23 protein-coding genes are annotated in these 21,715 nt (G+C 59.0%); 14 read left to right on the top strand and 9 right to left on the bottom strand.

All coding sequences use genetic code 11. The features are described from left to right. The first annotated feature begins 88 nt into the window (after window positions 1-88). Window positions 89-373, top strand: coding sequence for a pyrimidine/purine nucleoside phosphorylase (gene ppnP / locus AC3I65_RS08185; RefSeq protein ID WP_488523614.1), 285 nt, complete (start codon window positions 89-91; stop codon window positions 371-373). A 126-nt stretch (window positions 374-499) separates the two neighbouring features. On the opposite strand, the gene AC3I65_RS08180 is transcribed toward ppnP, so the two are convergent. After that, window positions 500-1,309, bottom strand: coding sequence for an MOSC domain-containing protein (locus tag AC3I65_RS08180; RefSeq protein WP_076385687.1), 810 nt, complete (start codon window positions 1,307-1,309; stop codon window positions 500-502). Between the two features lie 71 nt (window positions 1,310-1,380). After that, a complete protein-coding gene (locus AC3I65_RS08175) occupies window positions 1,381-2,304 on the bottom strand; it encodes a chemotaxis protein CheV (RefSeq protein WP_076385689.1) in 924 nt (307 codons plus the stop codon). A gap of 480 nt (window positions 2,305-2,784) precedes the next feature. Here AC3I65_RS08175 and AC3I65_RS08170 point away from each other — a divergent pair, with 480 nt between their 5' ends. The 3 genes from AC3I65_RS08170 to AC3I65_RS08160 all read left to right on the top strand — a co-directional run bounded on the left by AC3I65_RS08170 (window position 2,785) and on the right by AC3I65_RS08160 (window position 5,038). Further along, window positions 2,785-3,255, top strand: coding sequence for a hypothetical protein (locus tag AC3I65_RS08170; RefSeq protein ID WP_047226399.1), 471 nt, complete (start codon window positions 2,785-2,787; stop codon window positions 3,253-3,255). Between the two features lie 233 nt (window positions 3,256-3,488). After that, window positions 3,489-4,382 carry a sensor histidine kinase gene (locus tag AC3I65_RS08165; RefSeq protein ID WP_288912906.1) on the top strand — a complete coding sequence of 298 codons (894 nt, stop codon included), beginning with the start codon at window positions 3,489-3,491 and terminating at the stop codon, window positions 4,380-4,382. After that, on the top strand, window positions 4,379-5,038 hold the full coding sequence (locus AC3I65_RS08160; RefSeq protein WP_047226397.1) for a response regulator: 660 nt from the start codon (window positions 4,379-4,381) through the stop codon (window positions 5,036-5,038). Before AC3I65_RS08165 ends, AC3I65_RS08160 begins: the two co-directional genes overlap by 4 nt. On the opposite strand, the gene yegS is transcribed toward AC3I65_RS08160, so the two are convergent. Then, window positions 5,022-5,939: a lipid kinase YegS gene (gene yegS / locus AC3I65_RS08155; RefSeq protein WP_047226396.1), complete on the bottom strand. Its 918-nt coding sequence runs from the start codon at window positions 5,937-5,939 to the stop codon at window positions 5,022-5,024. The genes AC3I65_RS08160 and yegS overlap by 17 nt on opposite strands. Window positions 5,940-6,282: 343 nt before the next feature. On the opposite strand from yegS, the gene AC3I65_RS08150 reads away from it, so the two are divergent. Then, on the top strand, window positions 6,283-6,591 hold the full coding sequence (locus tag AC3I65_RS08150) for a hypothetical protein (protein WP_223194406.1): 309 nt from the start codon (window positions 6,283-6,285) through the stop codon (window positions 6,589-6,591). Between the two features lie 62 nt (window positions 6,592-6,653). On the opposite strand, the gene AC3I65_RS08145 is transcribed toward AC3I65_RS08150, so the two are convergent. Next, window positions 6,654-7,841, bottom strand: a complete 1,188-nt coding sequence (locus AC3I65_RS08145) for a molybdopterin molybdotransferase MoeA (protein ID WP_177513941.1) — start codon at window positions 7,839-7,841, stop codon at window positions 6,654-6,656. 22 nt (window positions 7,842-7,863) lie between these two features. Continuing rightward, a complete protein-coding gene (moaB, locus tag AC3I65_RS08140) occupies window positions 7,864-8,403 on the bottom strand; it encodes a molybdenum cofactor biosynthesis protein B (RefSeq protein WP_047226393.1) in 540 nt (179 codons plus the stop codon). A 78-nt stretch (window positions 8,404-8,481) separates the two neighbouring features. Here moaB and mobA point away from each other — a divergent pair, with 78 nt between their 5' ends. Then, window positions 8,482-9,084, top strand: coding sequence for a molybdenum cofactor guanylyltransferase MobA (gene mobA, locus AC3I65_RS08135; RefSeq protein WP_047226392.1), 603 nt, complete (start codon window positions 8,482-8,484; stop codon window positions 9,082-9,084). A gap of 76 nt (window positions 9,085-9,160) precedes the next feature. After that, complete coding sequence (locus AC3I65_RS08130) at window positions 9,161-9,382, top strand: YgdI/YgdR family lipoprotein (protein ID WP_047226391.1); 222 nt, start codon at window positions 9,161-9,163, stop codon at window positions 9,380-9,382. 79 nt (window positions 9,383-9,461) lie between these two features. On the opposite strand, the gene AC3I65_RS08125 is transcribed toward AC3I65_RS08130, so the two are convergent. The 3 genes from AC3I65_RS08125 to AC3I65_RS08115 all read right to left on the bottom strand — a co-directional run bounded on the left by AC3I65_RS08125 (window position 9,462) and on the right by AC3I65_RS08115 (window position 11,075). Then, window positions 9,462-10,352 (bottom strand): pseudouridine synthase, encoded by an 891-nt coding sequence (locus AC3I65_RS08125; protein ID WP_488523613.1) that lies wholly within the window; start codon window positions 10,350-10,352, stop codon window positions 9,462-9,464. A gap of 70 nt (window positions 10,353-10,422) precedes the next feature. Continuing rightward, a complete protein-coding gene (locus tag AC3I65_RS08120) occupies window positions 10,423-10,743 on the bottom strand; it encodes a transcriptional regulator (protein WP_488523612.1) in 321 nt (106 codons plus the stop codon). 92 nt (window positions 10,744-10,835) lie between these two features. Continuing rightward, window positions 10,836-11,075, bottom strand: coding sequence for a glutaredoxin family protein (locus AC3I65_RS08115; protein ID WP_047226388.1), 240 nt, complete (start codon window positions 11,073-11,075; stop codon window positions 10,836-10,838). Between the two features lie 191 nt (window positions 11,076-11,266). On the opposite strand from AC3I65_RS08115, the gene AC3I65_RS08110 reads away from it, so the two are divergent. Beyond that, a complete protein-coding gene (locus AC3I65_RS08110) occupies window positions 11,267-12,979 on the top strand; it encodes a cation:proton antiporter (RefSeq protein ID WP_305467882.1) in 1,713 nt (570 codons plus the stop codon). A 2-nt stretch (window positions 12,980-12,981) separates the two neighbouring features. On the opposite strand, the gene AC3I65_RS08105 is transcribed toward AC3I65_RS08110, so the two are convergent. Beyond that, complete coding sequence (locus AC3I65_RS08105) at window positions 12,982-14,190, bottom strand: ammonium transporter (RefSeq protein WP_274090268.1); 1,209 nt, start codon at window positions 14,188-14,190, stop codon at window positions 12,982-12,984. Window positions 14,191-14,527: 337 nt separating this feature from the next. On the opposite strand from AC3I65_RS08105, the gene AC3I65_RS08100 reads away from it, so the two are divergent. The 6 genes from AC3I65_RS08100 to AC3I65_RS08075 all read left to right on the top strand — a co-directional run bounded on the left by AC3I65_RS08100 (window position 14,528) and on the right by AC3I65_RS08075 (window position 21,616). After that, entirely contained in the window at window positions 14,528-14,842 is a 315-nt protein-coding gene (locus tag AC3I65_RS08100; RefSeq protein WP_047226385.1) for an ElaB/YgaM/YqjD family protein, read from the top strand. Between the two features lie 2 nt (window positions 14,843-14,844). Then, on the top strand, window positions 14,845-15,234 hold the full coding sequence (locus AC3I65_RS08095; RefSeq protein WP_047226384.1) for a phage holin family protein: 390 nt from the start codon (window positions 14,845-14,847) through the stop codon (window positions 15,232-15,234). After that, window positions 15,231-15,566, top strand: coding sequence for a hypothetical protein (locus tag AC3I65_RS08090; RefSeq protein WP_047226383.1), 336 nt, complete (start codon window positions 15,231-15,233; stop codon window positions 15,564-15,566). The genes AC3I65_RS08095 and AC3I65_RS08090 overlap by 4 nt, the downstream gene beginning before the upstream one ends. An 84-nt stretch (window positions 15,567-15,650) precedes the next feature. After that, window positions 15,651-16,979: a deoxyguanosinetriphosphate triphosphohydrolase gene (locus AC3I65_RS08085; protein ID WP_047226382.1), complete on the top strand. Its 1,329-nt coding sequence runs from the start codon at window positions 15,651-15,653 to the stop codon at window positions 16,977-16,979. A 378-nt stretch (window positions 16,980-17,357) separates the two neighbouring features. Beyond that, window positions 17,358-17,984 (top strand): response regulator transcription factor, encoded by a 627-nt coding sequence (locus AC3I65_RS08080; RefSeq protein ID WP_047226381.1) that lies wholly within the window; start codon window positions 17,358-17,360, stop codon window positions 17,982-17,984. Between the two features lie 74 nt (window positions 17,985-18,058). Further along, window positions 18,059-21,616, top strand: coding sequence for a transporter substrate-binding domain-containing protein (locus tag AC3I65_RS08075; protein WP_488523611.1), 3,558 nt, complete (start codon window positions 18,059-18,061; stop codon window positions 21,614-21,616). Window positions 21,617-21,715: the final 99 nt, after the last annotated feature.

The raw sequence follows: 21,715 nt of genomic DNA, 5'->3' as shown, positions 1-21,715 counted from the left end.
CCAAGACTGCGGCGCGGCAGATGACGAACGTTGAAGCCTTGTGCATACTGGCCGGCCTTTTCCAGCCCCTTTTTTCGAGGAATCGCCCATGTTTAAAGTCAACGAGTACTTCGACGGCACCGTCAAGTCGATCGCTTTCGGCACTGCCGAAGGCCCTGCGACCATCGGCGTCATGGCTGCGGGCGAATACGAATTCGGCACGGCCCAGCGGGAAATCATGCACGTCGTCTCCGGCGCCCTGACCGTGAAACTGCCCGACAGCACCGACTGGGAAATCTTCGAGGCCGGCAGCCAGTTCAATGTACCGGCCAATAGCAAGTTCCAGCTCAAGGTCGCCGTCGACACCGCCTACCTGTGTGAATACCGCGGCTAAGCCTGTGGCGAGGGGCGGTGCGACGTTTCGCTAAATCCCCTCGCCACAAAAGCCCCGGCGTGGTATCGGGTAATGAAAAATGCCCGTGTCCAGTGGACACGGGCATTGTTTTTTCAAAAGCGGTGTTTATTCGAGCACTTCAACCGGCATACCCACTTCAAGCCAACCATTGCTGTCATTGACCAGGTTCTGGCCGAACATCGCACCGTCCGGTGTCGAACGATACTGCTGCAGCGTGGCGAAGGGTTCGCGGTCAGGGTCGCGTTCGCCGGTTTGCGGGTCGACCGTGGTCATGATGCAGCGTGAGCAGGGCTTGACCAGCCGGAACTCCACATCGCCGATACGAATGCGCTTCCAGCCATCCTCGGCAAATGCCTCACTGCCCTCGATAACCAGGTTGGGACGAAAGCGCAGCATCTCCAAAGGGCGGCCGACCCGATCGGACACGTCCTGCAAAGAGGCCTGGCCGATCAGCAGCAAGGGGAAACCGTCCGCGAACGCCACCTTGTCGTCATCCTTGCCGTAACCGGCGGCGGTGGTGCGCGCCAGTTCCACCGGAACGTGAACCAGCCGGGTGGGCTTGCCGATGAACTCGCTGACCCAGGCCGCCGCCTCGTCACCGGCATCCGGTACGCGCAAGGTGTCGCGCCAGATGATCACACCGCGCCGTTGCTCTTCGTCAACAGGTGGCAGGGGCACATCCAGGGTGGCAAAACCTGGCGCACTGAGCGTCAGACCGCCGGCCTCATTCCACAATGCCGAGAGCTGGCTCATCTGGGTCACCGCCCGCTGGGTCAGGAAGCGCCCGGTGCCCTCGTCCACCAGCATCCAGCGCCGGTCACCGTCCAGGCCCAGCTTGTCCAGGCCTATGCCTTGCAGGAGCTGGCCTTTGCCGGACTTCAACGGATAACGATACAGCGCGCTCAGCCGCAACATGGTCGACTTCCCCGGTGACGAAAAAACGCCACCTTATACGAGCCGGCCATTGAAGCAAACCATGATCAGCCTCAGTCGAGCATCAGTCGCTGGCGCACCACATCAACCAGCTTGTCCGGCTGGAACTTGGAGAGGAAGTTGTCGCAGCCGACCTTCTTGACCATTGAATCGTTGAAGCTGCCGGACAGCGAGGTGTGCAGCACCACGTAGAGCCCGCGCAAACGTGGGTCGTTGCGGATCTCGGTAGTCAGGCGATAGCCGTCCATTTCCGGCATTTCCGCGTCGGTGAAAATCATCAGTAATTTGTCGGTCATCACTTCGCCAGTATCGGCCCAGGCCTTGAGCATGTTCAGGGCTTTCAAACCGTCGCTGGCAACGTGCATCTTCACACCCAACTGACCCAGCGTATCGCGCAGTTGAGAGAGCGCGACATTGGAGTCGTCCACCAGCAGCACTTCGCGTCCACGGGCGCGCTCCAGTACCGGATCTTCGAGCTTGTCCCGGGAAACCTTGGCGTTGTAAGGCACGATTTCGGCCAGGACCTTTTCCACGTCGATGATTTCCACCAACTGGTCGTCAACCTTGCTGATCGCCGTCAGGTAGTGCTCACGCCCAGCGCTGGTCGGGGGCGGCAAGATGGCTTCCCAGTTCATATTGACGATGCGGTCCACGCCGCCCACCAGGAACGCCTGAACCGAACGGTTGTATTCAGTGACGATAATGGTGCTGTTAGCTCCCGGCACCAGCGGACGCATACCGATGGCCTGGGACAGGTCGATCACCGGCAATGTCTGGCCCCTCAGATTGACTACACCGCACACAAACGGATGGCGCTGCGGCATCAACGTCAGCTTCGGCAACTGCAGCACTTCCTGGACCTTGAACACGTTAATGGCGAACAACTGCCGCCCTGCCAGGCGAAACATGAGAATTTCCAGGCGATTCTCACCCACCAGTTGGGTTCGTTGATCTACTGTGTCGAGAATGCCGGCCATCTATGACTCCTAGGCTTGTTCGGATGAATCCATGAAGGAGATATCGGCCGTGCAGACGGGATCTTGACCCCTGTATAAAATCTCGCGCAGGGCATTGATGTCACATTAGCATCATGCTTTACTTGCTTCACGGATTTCATCCCCCAGCTCTGCCGCTGCGCGACCTCAGTTTGCGCACAAAGTTCCCCCGCCTAGGGGTTTCCCCTAGGGACAATCAGGTCCAACCTGATATTCCCGCTATCCAATAGCCATTAATGTGACGCCATTCTCATTGCTGAACGGAGTCAGGCTTTTGTGCGCGACCGCAGGACACCGGACTTCCAGCCATTTGGCCGATCCCGCCAGTGCAATCGTTTGCGCGCATGCCTTTGTCTACGGGCGAAAGAGTGCCTGCGGGTCTTCGTTAGTTGCCGGCCGAGAAGTCCAGCCGTTCGCCACACGCGATTTTCTTGCGTCTGACATGATGTTGTGGAGATAAGCATGCCGAACGATCGTAAAAACTGGAATCAGCGCCTTCCCGAATTTCTGATCGAGGCCGAAACGCTTTTGGCCAAGTCAGAGGAATGCCTGACCCATCTGCAGCTGATCAACGACGACAGGGACGCCATTGATTGCATGCTCAGCACCTTGCTGAAGCTGGCAAACAAGGCCGACGCCCTGGCGCTGGAAGCCATTTCAGAATTTTCGCTGCATATCCATGGCTTGCTCAGCAACGCGCAGAGTCACGTTGAATTGCATGAGCAGGCGCTGGGCGCGCTGAAGGATTGCTTCACCCTGATGGCCTGGCAACTGGAACTGGTCGATCACACCACCGGCCAGCTCAGCCTGGACAGCAGCGAACAGACCTCGTTGATCGAAGCCTTTGCCTTCCAGGTAGGCCAGAGTCCTGGCCAGACATTGCCTGCTTCGCGCCCCCTGGGTTTGGTGCCCTACTCACAAAAGCAGGCCTGAGGCCGATGAGTGCGGTTCGACCCGATGCGGCTGACACTTGGCACTTTCACGCCACCATGCTGAACGCGACCAACGAAATATGAAGTGGTACTATCTCCCGCGTCAGAGGCTTCAAGATAGTGGCATTAAGCCGCCAACTGAGGCCATCTTCGACCTGAAACGTTTATCCGTCCCGGCCTGTCAGATACGCTGACCAGCCTGCCCGCAGCGAACATTCATTGGCTCCATCCGTCATGTACGCCAGCCTCAAGTCAATCATCACCTGGCCACCCTCCCGAGAAAATGCCCGCCGTTTCACGCTGTTGTTGTGCATCTGCTCGACCCTTGGCAGCCTGCTGGCCTATCTGTTCGCCTCGACCGTCCCGTTGAGTTTGCTGGTGCTCAATAGCGCAGCCATGACCTGTGTCTGGATCCAGCATCGCCTGTCACACAAATCCATCAAGTTCCAGCCCCAGGAATTGGCCGATCGGTTGCTTGAGGTCCAGGAAAACGAGCGTCACCGGCTCAGCCGTGAATTGCACGACGATATCGGCCAGTTGCTGACCGCGGCCAAACTGCAAAGCGAATGGCTCAAGCGCCGTATTCCGGAAGAACTGCACGGCCAGTGCACGATCCTCTGCGAGACGCTGGACGAAACGCTCAATAAGGTTCGCGACGTATCAGCCATTCTCAACCCAAGACAACTGACCAGCCTGGGACTTGAAGCCAGCCTGCGCGCGCACCTGCTCAAGACGCTGGCTAATACGCCGCTGAAATGGAGCCTGGACTGCCAACAACGCATGACCGGCATCCCTGAGGAAATGACGGTCGCCGCGTTTCGAATCACCCAGGAAGCCGTGACCAATATTTTGCGCCATGCCCAGGCGAAAAACCTGCTGGTGCGCCTGCAACGCTTGCCCGAAGGCCTGACCCTGTTGATCAGTGACGATGGCAAGGGATTCGTCCCGGCCTCCCACCCCGCTCACGAAGGACAACGCGGCATGGCCGGCATGTCGGAGCGGGTTGAACAACTGGGCGGCACCTTGAAGGTCATCAGCGAGGCCGGCAAAGGTACCCATATTGAGGCAAGCTTTCCCTGGACACCTCGCGCCCTGGAACGGGCCAGCAAGAATAAGGTTCTCCATTGATTTGTAATTTGCTTCTGATAGATGACCACTCGCTGATCAGGGCCGGTGTGCGCGCCCTGGTCATGGATCTGCCCGGATATGCCGTGATCGGCGAAGCCAGTGACGGGACGCAATTGCTGGAACTGGTTGAACGGCTGGTTCCAGATATCGTCTTGCTGGATATCTCCATGAAAGACACCTGCGGCCTGGACGCGCTGCAACAGCTCAAGCGCGTGCGTCCCCAGAGCAAAGTGCTGATTCTGTCGATGCACACCGATCCGGCGTTAATCATGCAGGCGCTGGAATCCGGAGCCCATGGCTATCTGCTCAAGGACACCACCGCCACCGAGCTGGAACACGCGCTGGAAGCGCTGCGCAACAACGAACGCTACCTGAGCCCTGCCATTGCCCACACCGTGATCAACCAGGCACTGACCCGTACCCAGAAACCGCAACCCGATCCTGGCCAAGCTCATAATCTGACCGCCCGCCAGTTGGAGATCCTGCGGCTGATCGTGCGTGGCAAGTCCACCCGGGAAATCGCTAACGGCCTGAGCTTGAGCATCAAGACCATAGAAACCCACCGGGCGCAAATCATGAAACGCCTGCAGATCCATGATGTGGCCGGGCTGGTGCTGTTCGCCGTGCGCGAGCAGATCATCAGCCTGGACGATTAAGCGCCACCGAGGTACTCAGCAAAGGCGAATCGGCGGGCAGGTGAACACGCAGCGCTTTGGCCTGCACAGTGAAACGCAAACTGTCGACCTGCAACGGTTCGCCATCAAGATTGATATCCAGGCCTTGAGCGACCTTGATTTCCACCCATGGCAGGCGTGCGCGCACGAACATGTTGTCGATCCCCAGGCCACCGGCCAGCAAATCCTTCAGGGTACTGACCACCTCCTGAGGCGCCGGCAGGACACTGATGTCCAGCAATCCATCATCGACCAGCGCCTCAGGGCACAGTACATGCCCCCCTCCGGCCTGCCGGCCATTGCCGATGCCCAGCGCCAGCAAATCGCCCTGCCAGTGGAAATCCGGGCCCTGCAGCTCACCGTAGGCCGCACTCAGTTCACTGAAACGTGATAAACCGGTGAACAAATAGGCGGCGCCACCCAAGACCTTTTTCAAGTCCTCGGAGGTGTTCGCCGTCACTTGGCTGCCAAAACCGCCCGTGGCCATATTCAGGAAGATCTGACCGCCCACTTCGCCCAAATCGATAGCCTGGGGCGTCACATCCAGCAGATCCAGGGCCTGCTCCGGCTCCAGCGGGATACCGGCGGCACGGGCAAAGTCATTGGCCGTACCCAGCGGCAGCAATACCAGGCTCACCTCACTCGATTTACGCACGATCGCCTCGGCGATATCACGCAAGGTCCCGTCCCCACCGCCGGCGATCAGCGTCGTGTAACCGGCATCCAGCGCCTCATCGACACAGCGTCGGGCATCGCCGGCCTCCCACGTCACTCGGACCGCAAGGTCCCAGCCCTGCTTGCGCTTGAGCATCACTGCGGCGCGAACCTCATCGTTGAGCGCTTGCTTGCCATGCAAAATCAACAGCGCCTTGCCTTTGCTCATTGTTATCTCCGTCATGGGAAGGTTCAGAGAATGGGACCACTCACACGGCCGAAAAAGCCCGGACCGATTCAAATTAAATAAAAGACTGCGCCGCGCGCCCATGGGGAAAACCGGCGGACAGCCCCCGCCGCCCACTTCTCGACTCGAAGAATTTTCTTACAAGAACTGGCGAATCAGCTCAATTGACCCGTCAAGGGTATTGAGACACTTTGGTGCTCTGTTGTGCTGGATCGTTTAAATGCTCATTACACAAGGATGTCTTAACCCATGGATGGATACATCACGGCCCGCAGGGGCCGGAACAGTGGTTCGAACAGTTATGGCCAAGGGGATGAAGCGCCCCATGCATAACCATAAATACAAGCTGTCGCCCCGGCAGCTCGCATCATTTGGAAGCGAACAGGCCAACGTTCAAAACGAATGCAAAAGTTGCAGTAATCCCGCAGGAGGAATTGATTTGGAACCGCGCGTCGTTGAACTGGAAACCCACCTTAAATACATCCGTAAAGACATGGATGAAATCCGAACCGATGTGAAGGTCATCCGCCACAGGCTCGCCTATTCAGCAGGCGCAGCAGCGGTGGTCTTTGGCCTGCTGGGCTGGATTGCGAACAGTCGATTCGATCAACTGGTCATGCTGCTCTCGCGATAAAGCCGATGGGCATGAAAAGCCCGAGCACTCGACTCGGGCCGGATACTCCCACTGCCGCAGCGCTAGCCCAGGACCTCGCTCAAGGGAATAAAACCCACTTCGTCGCCTTCGACCAGGGTTCGCCCCTCAAGCACCTCAACCAGTCCTTCAGCCCAGGCCGCGCTGCGCAGCACACCGGAGCTTTGATTGCGGTAGATGATCGCCCGACCGTTCTCGAGGCGACCTCGCAAGTATTCTCGTCGACCGCCTGCCTTCGGCCAGTCGAAGCCAGCCGGTACCTTGAACTTGAGCGGCGTTACCGCCTGAACACCCTGGCGGCGTAACAAGTAAGGCCGGGCTAACAATGCGAACGTCACCAAGGTCGAGGCAGGGTTTCCGGGCAGGCCGATCACAGGCACACCACGAAAATGCCCGAACGTCAGCGGTTTCCCAGGCTTGATGGCAAGCTTCCAGAGCGCGAGTTCACCCTCTTCGCGCAAGGCGGTCCCCAGGAAGTCAGCCTCCCCCACCGATACGCCGCCAGTGGACAGGATCAGATCGACATCCGACAACTGCCCCAGACGCTGGCGGGTGGCGGGCAAGTCGTCGGGCAGAATACCTGCGTCGACCACCTCACAACCCAGCTGCTGCAACCAGCCACAGAGCAGTACGCGATTGCTGTTATAGATCTGGCCAGGGCCCAGCGCCTGACCTGGCTCTACCAGTTCGTCACCGGTGGAGAGCACTGCAACACGCACCTTGCGCACCACCTCCAGCGACGCGCAGCCAAGAGACGCCGCCAGCCCCAGTTCAATCGGCCCCAGGCGAGTACCGCAGGAAAGAACCGTTTCTCCGACAGTTGTCTCCTGCCCCTGCGGGCGGATGTTTTGCCCGCTCACCATGGGCTCGGTAAAGCGTACGCGCAGGTCATCTTCAACCACGGCGTTTTCCTGCATCTCGACGCAGTCAGCGCCGGCAGGGACAGGCGCTCCGGTGAAGATCCGTGCACAGGTTCCTGCAGCCAGCGGCTCCGGGGCCTGGCCGGCGAAAATTCGCTGACTGACCACCAGCGGCTCACCTGTGCAGTCAGCCAGCCGCAACGCGTAGCCGTCCATGGCGCTGTTGGGCCATGGCGGCAAATCAAGGGTCGATACCAGATCTTCTGCAAGCACCCGGCCTTGCGCCGCGGCCAAAGGCAAACGTTCACGCTGGACAATCGGCGTAGCCGCCGCCATCTCGAGCAAACGCTCCAACGCCACCTCCACGGCCATCAAGGCACCGGCCTTTCCCGGTTTACCCACGGGATTCACAAGGCGCTGCCTGTTTCAGATGGGCCACGAAGTTACACGGACGATGCCGCGCATCCAGTTGCTCGGCCAGTATCCCGTCCCAGCCAGTACGCACCGCGTTGGTTGAGCCAGGCAGGCAACAAACCAGCGTGCCATTGGCCAGACCTGCCAGCGCCCGAGACTGGACGGTGGAAGTGCCGATGTCCGCCACCGATATTTGGCGAAACAGTTCACCGAAGCCGTCGACCTGTTTGTCCAGCAGGCACGCGACGGCTTCCGGAGTGCTGTCGCGCCCCGTGAAACCGGTGCCGCCAGTAATCAGCACCACTTGCACCACGTCCTCGGCGATCCAGTTCGCGACTTGCGCGCGGATCTTGTACAAATCATCTTTGAGCAGAACCCGCGCCGCCAGGTTGTGACCGGCCGCCGTGAGCCGATCGACAAAGACCTGCCCCGACGTATCGGTTTCAAGGGTGCGGGTATCACTGACTGTCAGCACCGCGATATTGAGCGGCACGAAAGGTACATCAGCCTTGGCTTTCATAGGCTCGTCCAGTTGTAGAGGAAACAGCCCGGTGTTATATCACAGCGCTTCATTTTTTCGCCCGTGCGGAGACACACCATGACCTCGAATACTTCCCCGCCATCATGCTCCATCCTGCTGCTGGCGGGGGGGCGCGGACAACGCATGGGCGGGCAGGACAAGGGCCTGTTGCAGTGGCAGGGCGAACCGTTGATCGCCCATCTGCATCGACAGACGCGCGCACTGAGCGACGACCTGATTATCTCCTGCAACCGCAATCCGGAACGCTATGCGCTGTATGCCGATCAATTGGTGCATGACGATGAAGGGGGCTTCCCCGGTCCGTTGGCAGGTATCCGGGCGGGCCTCAAGGTGGCACGATACCCTTCTCTGCTGGTGCTGCCGTGTGATGTACCGCAGATCGACTCCAGCCTGCTCGACAGCATGCTCAGCGAGGCGAGCCAGCATCCCGACAAGCCACTGATGGTACGTCATGGTGAACATTGGGAACCGTTGCTGTGCGTCATTCCTGTGGCGCTGGCCCCGGCTTTCGAACAGGCCTGGAGCGAAGGCGAACGCAGCCCGGGCCGCATCATGCGGGCGTTGCATGCGACTGCACTGCAATGCCCTGCCAACGATATTCGCCTGGCAAATCTGAACACGCCTGAACTGCTCAGCGGCCACAAAGGTGTGTCAGATTGACACTAGCCAGGAACTTGCGCGCGCTGTATACGTCTGAAGGTCAGTAACTTGAAGAATCCTATTTCGGAGAAACACCATGACTCAACGGACCCTCGCCACTTTCATGCTCGCACTGGGCCTCGCCACTCTCGCCGGGTGCGCATCGCCAACAGTGATTACCTTGAATGACGGTCGCGAAATCCAGGCCGTCGACACCCCCGAGTACGACGAAGACACCGGCTTCTACGAATTCGAGCAACTGGACGGTAAAGAGACTCGCGTGAACAAGGATCAGGTTCGTACCGTTAAAGACCTGTAACCTTCAACGCCACAGCCAGCTACAAAAAAGCCCGCGATACTTGCGGGCTTTTTGATGCCTGTTCGAAAGTCAGCTCCGATCACCACTGCAAGCTGATATCGCTTTGAAAAGCACGTTCCTGGCCGGTGACAGGATCGATAAAACTCAACCCCTGGGCCAGCAGCTTGAGCGGGTTGGCGTAATCGTCCTCCACGTCCCGCAGCACGTCCGGGTAGAACGGATCGTTACAGATAGCCGCCCCGAGGGCATTCATATGCACTCGCAACTGGTGCTTCTTGCCCGTGACCGGAGACAGACCGTAGCGCCACAACTCGCCGTTCTTTTCCAGGACTTCGATGGCCGTTTCGGTATTGGGCTCGCCCGGCCCTTCCTGCATCCGGAAGAACGGCTCGCCATCGATCATTCGGCTCTTATGCACCCGAGGAAAGGTCATCTGAGGTAACGCAGGGGCTATGGCCTGGTAGCGTTTCTCGATTTTGCGCGTTGGAAACAGCGACTGATAAGCCGAACGGGTCTGCGGGTTGGCTGAAAACAGCACCAGCCCCGCCGTATGCCGGTCGATACGGTGCAAGGGCACCAGATGGGGATTGTCCAGACGTCGGATCAGACGTCGCAACAGGGTCTGCTCGACATACTCGCCCGCTGGAGTGACAGGCAGAAAATGCGGCTTGTCTGCTACCACCAGATGTTCGTCGGCATACAGAATCGATTCCACGACCGGGATCGGCTTCTCGTCAGGCACCTCACGAAAGTAGTGGATGCGCAGGCCTTCCCGGTACGGCAGGTCGACAGCAATGGCCCTGCCCTCGCCGTCCAATACCCGCCCCCGGATGATCCGGTCCAGCCACTGCTCGCGACTGATGGTGCTGAAATGCTCGCACAGGCACTCCAGCACCGTCTGCCAGGAGCCGGGCGGAAGATACAAGGTGCTGGCCTGATGGTAAGCGGCGCAAAACGATGACCGGGACATTGAAAACTCTAATCTTTTGGCAGGGCGGCATTATCCGCCAGCCGCGCATGTCAGCCCAGCAATGATTGCTTCACGCTGGAATCGACGTCGTCTTTGCTGCCGCATCAGTGAACTCTTTCAACCAGCGCAGCACTTCCACCGCCTCCCAGCGACCCGGATCGTACAATGCATACAACAGGCCCTGGTAACCCACCACATCCAGTTGCTTGTGGTAGCCGGCACGCTGGAACAATGCTTCGATCTCGGCGAAGCAGGTGTTGAAATGCAGTTTGTTGAAGGGCGTCTTGCCTTCGGTTACCAGCCCGTCCAGGCGCAACTCCTGGACCGCCTCGCGCACAACGTCCACGGACATCCTGTTCACGCTGTTCTTCAGTTGTTCGACATTGACCAAGGGACGCACTCCAGATAGCTGTATGTGCATACAGTAACCGAAGAAGGGGATTTTCGCCAATGGCAGTGCCCGGACGCGACGTATGGCAGGCTTCAACTCAGGAAAGCGGCGACCTGATCAGCATCGTCAAAAGGCCAATCCAGTTCCGCGCCCGTATCGATCCGGCGCAGGACCGGGATTCGCAGCCCATAACGCTCGGACAAAACCTCGCTCTCGGCGATATCCACCAGCTCCACCAACAATCCATGCTCGACGAAAGACATCAATACACCTTCGGCAACTTCACAAAGATGACAACCCAGGGTGCCGAACAACTGGCATTCAGGAGGCATGGCAGGTAGACCCACTAAAGAGAGACGGTCATTCTAGGCCCACCCTGCAAAACCGTCGAGCCGGGTAGAAAATCTGACAGTGCTTCGGTAAAACGCTGTGCAAATCATTGAGCGCCAATACTTTTCCGGCAATGCCCGGCGCTTATTTTCCTTCTACGCTGTGTGGCGCAAACCTTGAAACGGAGTACCCCTTGTTTGCCAATCTGCTGATCATTCTTGCCTCGTCCCTGGTGGTCATCGCCCTGTTCAGGCGACTGCGCCTGCCGCCGGTACTGGGTTATCTCTGTGTCGGTCTGGCGGTCGGCCCCACCGCCCTGGACTGGGTGAACGACAGCGAGGAACTGCCAGACCTGGCCGAGCTCGGGGTGGTTTTCCTGTTGTTCTCGCTGGGGCTGGAGTTCTCCCTGGCGAAGATGATCGAACTGCGCAGGGTCGTGTTCGGCCTTGGCAGCCTGCAGGTGCTGTGCTCAGGGATACTGCTGGGCAGTCTGCTGCTGCTCTTCGGCGCCCCGCCTGTCGCGGCCATGCTGCTCGGCGCCGGGCTGGCCTTGTCCTCCACCGCTATTGTCAGCAAGGAGCTGACCAGCCTGGGGGAAATATTCAGCAGCCATGGCCAGAACGCAATCGGTGTGCTGCTGTTCCAGGATGTCGTCGCGGTGTTGCTGTTGACCCTCGTCCCCGTGTTCGCCGGCAGCAGCGAGCAACCATGGTACTGGGCGTTGCCCCTGACCCTGGGCAAGACCCTGGTGCTGTTCGGCGGTTTACTGCTGGCCAGTCGTCTACTGCTGCCACGGCTGTTCCATGAAGTGGCCGAATCCCGGTCCGCTGAGCTGTTCGTGCTGCTGGCCCTGGTGATCGTATTGCTGACAGCGTGGCTGACCCATCTGCTGGGTCTGTCACCGGCGCTTGGGGCGTTTCTGGCAGGCATGTTGTTGGGGGAAAGCCATTACCGACATCAGATCGAGGCAGACATACGGCCGTTCCGCGACATTCTGCTGGGGCTGTTTTTCGTCAGCATCGGCATGCTGATCGATCTGCAGTTGTTTGTGGAGGACGGCTTGCTGATCCTCGGGTTGACCCTGGGATTGATGCTTATCAAAGGCTGCGTGGTCGCAGTGCTGGTGAAATGGCAAGGGGACGACGGCGAAACCTCCTGGCGCAGTGGCCTGGCCCTGGCCCAGGGCGGCGAATTCTGTTTTGCCCTGATGGCACTGATGCAGCAGAACCGCCTCATGCCCGCCGACATCAGCGGCCTGCTGCTGGCAGCGACCTTCTGCTCGATGCTGCTGACGCCACTGCTGTTGCGTGCCGCGCCGCGCATTGCTGCCCGCCTGCACCGCAAACCCAACGAAGAGGCACAGCTGGACCAGATAAGCGCACTCAATGCCGATTTGTCGGGTCATGTGGTCATTTGCGGGTATGGTCGCGTCGGCCAGTCAATCGGCAGGTTTCTGCGCAGGGAACGCCAGGCGTTTGTGGCCCTGGACGACGATCCAGTCATCATTCAGGAAGCCAGCGTCGGGGAAAGCTGCGTGCACTATGGAGATTCACGCCGGGGCGACCTGCTGGCCGCCGTCGGACTGAGTCGCGCCAAGCTGCTGGTGATCGCCGTGGACAAAACCGACATCGCCATCAGCGTGCTCAAGGAAGCCCGCCGGCTCAATCCCCAGGTGCCGATTCTGGTGCGTACCCGCGATGACAGCCAATTGGCGGAGTTGCAGGCTGCCGGGGCCAGCGAAGTGGTCCCGGAGCTGCTGGAGTCAAGCCTGATGCTGGCCTCCCACGCCCTGATCATGCTCGGGCTGCCGAACCAGCAGGTCCAGCAGCATGTGGATCAGGTCCGCCACGACCGCTATCGCTTGCTACACGGTTTTTATCCTGGGAATCAGGACAAAGAGCCTTAGGATCAGTCCTGACTGACCGCGCCGATCTTGTGGATCGAAAGGTCGGCGCCGTAGTACTCCTGCTCCTGAGTCAGCCGCAGTCCCACCACAGCCTTGATCGCACCATAGACCGCGAACCCGCCGCACAGGGCAACGACAACGCCCAGCGTGGTGCCGATCAGTTGGCTGATCAAACTGACTCCGCCCAGGCCGCCCAGAGCGCTCTGGCCGAAGATCCCGCAAGCAATGCCGCCCCAGACACCACACAACCCGTGGAGCGGCCAGACACCGAGCACATCGTCGATCTTCCACTTGCCCTGGGCCGCGGTGAAAAACCAGACAAACAAGGCACCGGCAATAGCGCCGGTCACGAGTGCGCCGATCGGGTGCATCAGGTCCGAACCGGCACAGACCGCTACCAGCCCGGCCAACGGACCGTTGTGCAGAAAGCCGGGGTCATTGCGTCCGACGACCAACGCCGCCACGGTCCCGCCGACCATGGCCATCAATGAATTGATCGCCACCAACCCGCTCACCGCCGGCAGCGTCTGGGCGCTCATCACGTTGAAGCCGAACCAGCCGACAATCAGGATCCACGAACCCAAGGCCAGGAAAGGAATACTCGATGGCGCGAACGCCACCAGACGACCGTCGCGGTAACGGCCGTTACGCGGCCCCAGCAAGAGCACGGCCGCCAGCGCCAGCCATCCGCCCATGGCATGCACGACCACCGAACCGGCAAAATCATGGAAGCCAGCGCCGAACTGGGCTTGCAACCAGGCCTGCAGGCCGAAATTGCCATTCCAGACCACGCCTTCGAAGAATGGATACACAAACGCGACGATCAACACCGTGGCACACAACTGAGGGGCAAATCGGGCACGCTCGGCAATACCGCCGGAAATGATCGCCGGGATCGCGGCGGCGAACGTCAACAGGAAGAAGAACTTCACCAGGCTGTAACCATGATCGACGTTGAGCACCGCAGCAGGTTGCAGGAAGGTCACGCCGTAGGAAACCCAGTAGCCCACGAAGAAATAGGCCAGGGTGGAGACGGCGAAATCACTGAGAATTTTCGACAGTGCATTGACCTGGTTCTTCTGTCGGACAGTTCCCACTTCAAGGAACGCGAAACCGGCGTGCATCGCCAGAACCATGACCGCACCGAGCAAAATGAACAGCGTGTTGGAGCTGTGGACCAGAGTGTCCACAGCGCTTTGCATATTTTCCATGGTTGGCAGACCTGAAAAGTTGAAAAAAGCACCAAACCGGTTCGCCCGCCCAGACGACGCACCAAGTCGAGACATCTCATCTGACTACCGAAAAACCGATGAACCGAATGAGTGCACAAAAAATCGACAATGCGGTGTTGCGCTTGGAGTGCTTCGCGGATTTTGTTTTTCTGGGTTAAGGTTTTGCGGGCTGACGCCCAGCTTCAGCGCACAGGCGCAGGGGGACGCACCAGTACATGGCAAAACCCTGAGCAAAAGTTGTACCAGCCAGTTTCACTGAACCTTCCGGTATGGCTCATACTCGAACGCTTCAGACGTCACTTACGGAGATTCCCCCATGGCCAGAACCCAGGCAAAGACTGCTCAAGAAATCCTGATGGAAGATTTTCAGACGCTGGTCAGCGACACCGAACGGCTGTTGGATCACACCGCGACACTGGCTGGCGACCAGGCCGATGAGCTGCGCAGTCAGATCCATGAAACCCTTCTGCGCGCCCGCGAGACCCTGAAGTTGACCGAAGACTCGGTGCGTGAGCGCGGCCAGGCGGCGGTGATCGCCACCGAGGAATACGTTCAGGCCAATCCTTGGCAATCCGTCGGCATCGCAGCCGGCGTGGGCTTTCTGATCGGCCTGCTGGCGACACGGCGCTAATGATGGGCATTGACGAATCCGGCTCGTCCGAAGCGGGCACCCAACCTACAGCACGCCGCCTGGGCGCCGCGTTCCTTGGCTTGCTGCACAGTCATGTCGAATTGTTCGGCATCGAATTGCAGGAACAGAAAGCACGCACAGTCAGCCTGCTGTTGTTCGCCGGGCTGGCGCTGGTATTTGCGTTGTTGCTACTGGTGGGGCTGTCGGCGCTGGTACTGATCCTGGTATGGGATACCTATCGTCTGGCGGGGATTATTGGCTTGTGCCTGTTTTATCTGCTGGCAGCGCTGTTCTGCGGACTGCGACTCAAGGCAGCGATCTATGACGAGTCCTCCCCTTTCCATGCCACTTTGGAAGAATTGGCCAACGACCGGGAGCGCCTGTTGCCATGAGCCTGCCTGATATTCCTCAAGCCCGGACCCGCCAGGAAATGCGCAAGGCGCTGGTACGTCTGCGCATGGAAATGCACCGACAGGAAATCCGCCAGGAAACCCGTCAACTGTTGCAACCTCTGCAGCGGGTGCGCGGTTTCACGCAGAGTTGGCACGAGGGCTTCGGCATCAAGCACGCCCCGCTCTGGGGCGTGGCGGCGGTGTCCTTGCTCGGTTTTCTCACCGGCAAACGGACCCGTAGCGGCCGCACCAGCAGCCTGACGGGACTGATCCGGCTGGCAACGACCCTGCTGCCGCTCATCAAGCTGGCCAAAAGTGTGCGCAAACCCTGACGCAGCAATAGCCTATAGGCCTTGCGAGGTGCCCCGCGAACCGCGAAGCTAGGACATCGACCTTATCAAACGGAGCAACCAGCCTTGGATTGGCACACCCTGCTGACTCGCGAGCGCCTCGGAAAAACGCTGCATAGCCCGGAAGAGTTGGGCCGCAGCCCGTTCCACAAAGATCATGACCGCATCATTTTTTCCGGCGCGTTCCGGCGCCTGGGACGCAAGACCCAGGTGCATCCGGTCTCCAGCAACGACCACATCCACACACGCCTGACCCATTCGCTGGAAGTCAGTTGCGTCGGACGCTCCCTGGGCATGCGCGTGGGAGAAACCATCCGCAGCGCCCTGCCTGAGTGGTGCGAGCCAAGTGACCTGGGCATGGTGGTGCAATCGGCCTGCCTGGCCCATGACATCGGCAACCCGCCATTCGGTCATTCCGGTGAAGACGCCATCCGCTATTGGTTCCAGCAGGCCGCCGGCCGCGGTTGGCTCGACGCCATGACCGAGGCCGAGCGCAACGACTTTCTCAATTTCGAAGGCAACGCCCAGGGGTTCCGGGTGCTCACCCAGCTTGAATATCACCAGTTCGACGGTGGTACGCGGTTGACCTATGCCACCCTCGGTACTTACCTCAAATACCCATGGACCGCCCGTCACGCGGATTCCCTGGGCTACAAGAAGCACAAGTTCGGTTGCTACCAGAGCGAACTGCCGTTGCTGGAACAGATCGCCCACAAGCTCGGCCTGCCTCAGCTCGAAGACCAGCGCTGGGCACGGCATCCGCTCGTTTACCTGATGGAAGCCGCCGATGACATCTGCTACGCGCTGATCGACCTGGAAGACGGCGTGGAAATGGAGCTGCTGGAATACCCGCAAGTGGAGTCGCTGCTTCTGGACCTGGTGGGCGACGATCTCCCGGACACTTACCGTCAACTTGGACCACTGGACTCGCGAAGACGCAAACTGGCGATCCTGCGGGGCAAGGCCATCGAACATCTGACCAACGCCGCAGCCAGGGCTTTCGTCGAGCAGCAGCAAGCATTGCTGGCCGGTACGCTGCCAGGGGACCTGGTGGAACACATGCATGGCCCAGCCAAACGTTGCGTATTGAATGCCAAGGACATGGCGCGCAAGAAAATCTTCCAGGACAAGCGCAAGACCCTGCATGAGATCGGCGCCTACACCACGCTGGAAATCCTGCTCAACGGATTTTGCGGCGCCGCCCTGGAGCAACATGGCGGTCGCACGCCTTCGTTCAAGAATCGGCGAATTCTCGACCTGCTGGGTAACAACGCGCCCGATCCGAACGGTTCGTTGCATGGTGCATTCTTGCGGATGATCGATTTTATCGCCGGGATGACTGACAGCTACGCCAGCGAAATGGCTCAGGAGATGACGGGCCGTACTCGCCAATGAGAGGGCGTCGGCGGCAAGCCTGGATGCGAAGGCACAGTCATTGAGGTTTGGCAGGCCCGCCCCTCGGGGCGGGGTAAACGGCAATGAAGCGTCGTATTCGTTTCTGAAAAGTCGATGGCCTGCCATTTAATACTGAATAAAACCCTTGCTCTATTTGTTTGTATAAACAACATCCTGAAAGAAATCTCCCCTTCAAAACGGGCAACAATTCCCCTTCCTAGTTCATTCACCTACTAAAAACCCAATCACATCGTAGTACCCCGCCTCTTTTTTTGTAGGAAACTTCTGAAATTGAATATGTATGCCTGTCTCCTCATACGACCCCGGCATTAACTGGGCTAAGGTGCGCGCTTTATTAAGCTCGTAGGGACTTTATTCATGAACTCCGTTTTCATTGTCGACGACCACCCGGTCATCCGCCTCGCCGTTCGCATGCTCCTGGAGCATGAGGGCTATAAAGTCGTAGGGGAAACTGACAACGGTGTGGATGCGATGCAAATGGTGCGCGAATGCATGCCGGACCTGGTCATTCTGGACATCAGCATCCCCAGGCTTGACGGGCTGGAAATTCTCTCACGGTTCAACGCCATGACCACGCCCCTTAAAACATTGGTGCTCACCGCTCAGTCCCCAACGCTTTTCGGTATCCGGTGCATGCAATCCGGTGCCTCGGGATACGTTTGTAAACAGGAAGACCTCAGCGAACTGGTCAGTGCAATCAAGGCCGTGTTGTCCGGTTATAACTATTTCCCCAGCCAGGCACTGAATCCGGTCCGCCAGGATGATCCTCGCAGCATAGAGCTGGACCTGTTCAAAAGTGTCAATGACCGAGAGTTGATGGTGCTGCAACTTTTTGCTCAGGGCCGTACCAATAAGGAAATAGCCAAAGGTATGTTTCTCAGTAATAAGACCGTCAGCACTTACAAAAAAAGATTGATGCAAAAACTCAAGGTCAAGTCCCTGGTAGAACTGATTGAAATGGCGAAGCGCAACGCGCTGGTGTGAGAAAAGACCGGATGCTCAAATGCATAAGTAGATGCCTCCTGCTATTAAGCGCGGGGTTATATGCGCACGTCCTCATGGCGACGCCGGGCACGCCCGAGCACTACACGCTTTTGGGTCGTTCGACGGCGGCTCATGTCGAGGTCCTGCTGGATGACGCTCACCGTAGCCTGTTACAGGACCGGCAGGAATTGGTACTGGGAACGTCTGCCCCTGATTATCCGCCCTTCGATCTGTCCACCAGCGGGCAAGACTACGAGGGCATGACTGCCGACTACGCCGGCGTCATCGCCAGGGCGATCGGTCTGCCCATGCGGGTTTTGCGTTTCGCTTCCCGGGACGAGGCCATTGCTGCCCTCAAGAATGGAAAAATCGACCTGCTCGGCACCGCCAATGGTTTCGAAGCTCGCACCCCCGGCATTGTGCTATCGACCCCTTATGCAGTGGACCAGCCCGTTCTCGTCACCCGGACGAATGAAAGCCGTTCCCTGACCGAAGATCTCCAGGGATTGCGGCTGAGCATGGTTTATCACTACCTGCCGCTGCGGGAAATCGAAAAGCTTTACCCCAAGGCAATCATCAGCACCTACCCCTCCTACCAGAACGCCATAAACGCCGTCGCTTTCGGCCAGGCGGATGTCTTTCTCGGCGATACCATTTCCACCCACTACATGATCAGCAAGGGTTACCTGAGCAACATCCGCATGGCCAGCTTCGGCAAGCATGAGTCCTATGGATTCGGTTTCGCGGTTCGAAGTCACGATACCCGGCTGCTGGAGGCCATCAATGCCACGCTGAACCAGATTTCCATCACCGAGCAAGCGGCCATTTCCAAACGCTGGAGCGCTGGCAGCGACTTGTATCTCACGGAACACAAGATACAACTGACCGCCCGGGAGCAACGCTGGCTGGCACGGCACCCGGTGGTGCGAGTCGTGGTCAACGAAACCGCGGCGCCCTTCACTTTTTTCGACTCCGATGGTGACTTTCGCGGCATCAGTGCCGACCTGCTGGAGCTGATCCGGTTGCGCACCGGCATCCGCCTGGAGATCCAGCGCACTCAGAATGACAGCGAAATGATTGCCGCGGTCCTGAACGGTCAGGCCGACATGATTGCAGCGCTTTTGCCGAGCAGCGCGCGGCAGCAACAGTTGAAGTTCAGCCGCCCCTACGTCGACAGCTCATTCGTCCTGCTGACCCGCAAGCAAGCCGACACCCCGGCAACCCTCGACCAGTTCGGCGACCGAAGCCTGGCCATCACTCAAGGCAATCCGGTCATTGAATGGCTACGCAGCCAGTATCCGGACATCAAGATCATCGAAACCGACGACCCTCTCCATGCCGTTGAAATGCTCGCCAAGGGCCAGATCGATGGCAGCGTGAACTCTCTGGTCATGGCCAACTACTTCATCTCGTCGCACTCGTTGCGAGACACCTTGCAAATCAGCAGCACCGTAGGAACCCGCCAGGCCATGTTCTCGTTGGCCACTGCCAAAGACGCCGTGGAGCTGAACTCCATTCTCGACAAAGCCCTCACCAGCATCGACCCGGACGAACTGGGCGTGATCAATAATCGTTGGCGAGGTTACGTGTCGGCATCGGAACACGTGTGGCGCACCTATAACCGCCTGTTTTTTCAGATCGTCGCCGGCGTCGGCCTCTTGTTGCTGCTGTCGCTGGCATGGAATGCCTACATGCAGCGCCAGATCAGGCAACGTCAACGGGCGGAGCTGGCCCTCAATGACCAGCTTGAGTTCATGCACTCGCTGCTCAACGGCACCCCTCACCCGATCTACGTCAGAGATCGCAACGGTTTCCTGCAAAGTTGCAATGACAGTTACTTGCAGACGTTCAACGTGAAACGCGAAGAAGTCATCGGCAAGAACGTCATGCCTGGGTCCATGAGCAATGCTTTCGAAGCGCAGGAGTACCAGGCGGACTATCAGCGGGTCATGGCCGAAGGCACTCCGCTGGTCCTGGATCGCCCGTTACATATCGGGGCTGACAAGCTGACCATCTACCATTGGATTCTCCCCTATCGCAACTCAAACGCCGAAGTACAGGGCATCATTGGCGGCTGGATCGACATCAGCGAACGACGCCAACTGTTCGACGAACTGCGAGCAGCCAAGGAGCGGGCCGATAATGCGAACCGCGCCAAAAGCACGTTCCTGGCGACCATGAGCCATGAGATCCGCACCCCCATGAACGCGGTGATCGGCATGCTGGAGCTGGCTTTGAAACATGCCGACAAGGGCCATCTGGACCGTTCGACCATAGAAGTGGCGTATGAATCGGCTTCCGGCATGCTCGAGCTGATCGGCGACATCCTGGACATTGCACGGATCGAGTCAGGTCACCTGAGCCTGGCGCCCGAGCGGGTCAATCTCAGGGCCTTGCTGCAATCGGTCATACGGGTTTTCGAAGGCATTGCCCGACAAAAGAACCTGGCATTGTCGCTGCTATTCGACCCGGCCGAAGGCAACCCGGACGTCCTGATAGACCCCTTGCGATTCAAACAGGTGCTCTCGAACCTGATCAGCAATGCCCTCAAATTTACCGAACAGGGTCAAGTTCAAATCAAGGTCCAACTGTCTCCGACCGCCCCGGATGACACCCTGCACATGCAACTGGAGGTCAGCGACAGCGGCATCGGCATCAGTGCGGCAGACCTGCAACGTCTGTTCGAGCCGTTTTCCCAGGTTGACAACACCGGCCGGATGGCGCGAACGGGCGCAGGACTTGGCCTGGTGATCAGTCGCAACCTGTGTCAGATGATGGGCGGCAGTCTGCACATGAGCAGTGAGCCGGGCGTCGGCACCCGGGTCCAGATTTCACTGCAACTGACTACCCTGCCGACCACCACGGTTTGCGTGCCCCCGGAACCTGTCGTTGAAACGGCCACGGCCGCCTTGAGCGTCCTGGTCGTGGATGACCATCCGGCCAATCGCTTGTTGATGTCGCAACAACTGGAGTACCTGGGTCATCACCATCAGGTCGCCCATGATGGCGCACAAGGACTCAAAGCCTGGCATGAAGGGGATTTCGACCTGGTCATCGCCGATTGCAACATGCCCATCATGAGTGGCTACGAACTGGCCAGTTCGATTCGTCGCCATGAGTGCGAACGCGAACTGCCGCGCTGCACCATCCTGGGGTTTACCGCCAACGCACAACCGGAGGAAAAACAACGCTGCCGGGACGCCGGAATGGACGACTGCCTGTTCAAACCGATCAGCCTGAGCGCCCTGAGCCAATGGATGAAAACAGTCAGATCCACCAGCCGGCCCAAGGCTTTCAATGTGCAAAGCCTGCAGACCTTGACCGGTGGCAACCCCTTGTCCATCCGGCGCCTGTTGGAAGAACTGCTCAGCAGCAATCGCTCGGACCGCCGGGAGTTGCTCGATATTGCCCGCAGTGGGGACCGACAGGCACTGACCGAGGCCGCGCACAAAATAAAAGGCGTCGCCCGAATCGTGCAGGCGACCTCGTTGATACAAAGATGTGAGGCGCTGGAACACGCCTGCCACCAGGCACAGGGTGCGCAACCCATTGGCGAATGTACCGAGGCGCTCGACCAGGCCATGACCGAACTGGAGCGCGCCCTGGAAACAGAGATCGCCAAGGCAAAATAATCCAGCGTTTACTATGCTGATCGCTCAGCAGTGCGCACCAGGGGCGTTCTCGATTGGTTTCCCCCGGCGCGGCAGGGAATGAGTTGGGAACGCCCATCA

The sequence above is a fragment of the Pseudomonas sp. N-1-13 genome (assembly GCF_057787095.1).
The sequence above is the reverse complement of the archived record's forward strand: the minus strand, read 5'-3'. Positions and strand labels throughout refer to the sequence as shown.

What these genes read in the sequence shown, in the direction of transcription:
- AC3I65_RS08075 (WP_488523611.1), top strand. Translation starts at nt 18,059, where the DNA reads ATGGCGACGCCGGGCACGCCCGAGCACTACACGCTTTTGGGTCGTTCG.
- mobA (WP_047226392.1), top strand. Translation starts at nt 8,482, where the DNA reads ATGACCTCGAATACTTCCCCGCCATCATGCTCCATCCTGCTGCTGGCG.
- AC3I65_RS08170 (WP_047226399.1), top strand. Translation starts at nt 2,785, where the DNA reads ATGCCGAACGATCGTAAAAACTGGAATCAGCGCCTTCCCGAATTTCTG.
- AC3I65_RS08105 (WP_274090268.1), bottom strand. Translation starts at nt 14,190, where the DNA reads ATGGAAAATATGCAAAGCGCTGTGGACACTCTGGTCCACAGCTCCAAC.
- AC3I65_RS08090 (WP_047226383.1), top strand. Translation starts at nt 15,231, where the DNA reads ATGAGCCTGCCTGATATTCCTCAAGCCCGGACCCGCCAGGAAATGCGC.
- AC3I65_RS08100 (WP_047226385.1), top strand. Translation starts at nt 14,528, where the DNA reads ATGGCCAGAACCCAGGCAAAGACTGCTCAAGAAATCCTGATGGAAGAT.
- AC3I65_RS08180 (WP_076385687.1), bottom strand. Translation starts at nt 1,309, where the DNA reads ATGTTGCGGCTGAGCGCGCTGTATCGTTATCCGTTGAAGTCCGGCAAA.
- AC3I65_RS08080 (WP_047226381.1), top strand. Translation starts at nt 17,358, where the DNA reads ATGAACTCCGTTTTCATTGTCGACGACCACCCGGTCATCCGCCTCGCC.
- AC3I65_RS08145 (WP_177513941.1), bottom strand. Translation starts at nt 7,841, where the DNA reads ATGGCCGTGGAGGTGGCGTTGGAGCGTTTGCTCGAGATGGCGGCGGCT.
- AC3I65_RS08150 (WP_223194406.1), top strand. Translation starts at nt 6,283, where the DNA reads ATGCATAACCATAAATACAAGCTGTCGCCCCGGCAGCTCGCATCATTT.
- ppnP (WP_488523614.1), top strand. Translation starts at nt 89, where the DNA reads ATGTTTAAAGTCAACGAGTACTTCGACGGCACCGTCAAGTCGATCGCT.
- AC3I65_RS08095 (WP_047226384.1), top strand. Translation starts at nt 14,845, where the DNA reads ATGGGCATTGACGAATCCGGCTCGTCCGAAGCGGGCACCCAACCTACA.
- AC3I65_RS08165 (WP_288912906.1), top strand. Translation starts at nt 3,489, where the DNA reads ATGTACGCCAGCCTCAAGTCAATCATCACCTGGCCACCCTCCCGAGAA.
- yegS (WP_047226396.1), bottom strand. Translation starts at nt 5,939, where the DNA reads ATGAGCAAAGGCAAGGCGCTGTTGATTTTGCATGGCAAGCAAGCGCTC.
- AC3I65_RS08130 (WP_047226391.1), top strand. Translation starts at nt 9,161, where the DNA reads ATGACTCAACGGACCCTCGCCACTTTCATGCTCGCACTGGGCCTCGCC.
- AC3I65_RS08115 (WP_047226388.1), bottom strand. Translation starts at nt 11,075, where the DNA reads ATGCCTCCTGAATGCCAGTTGTTCGGCACCCTGGGTTGTCATCTTTGT.
- moaB (WP_047226393.1), bottom strand. Translation starts at nt 8,403, where the DNA reads ATGAAAGCCAAGGCTGATGTACCTTTCGTGCCGCTCAATATCGCGGTG.
- AC3I65_RS08125 (WP_488523613.1), bottom strand. Translation starts at nt 10,352, where the DNA reads ATGTCCCGGTCATCGTTTTGCGCCGCTTACCATCAGGCCAGCACCTTG.
- AC3I65_RS08175 (WP_076385689.1), bottom strand. Translation starts at nt 2,304, where the DNA reads ATGGCCGGCATTCTCGACACAGTAGATCAACGAACCCAACTGGTGGGT.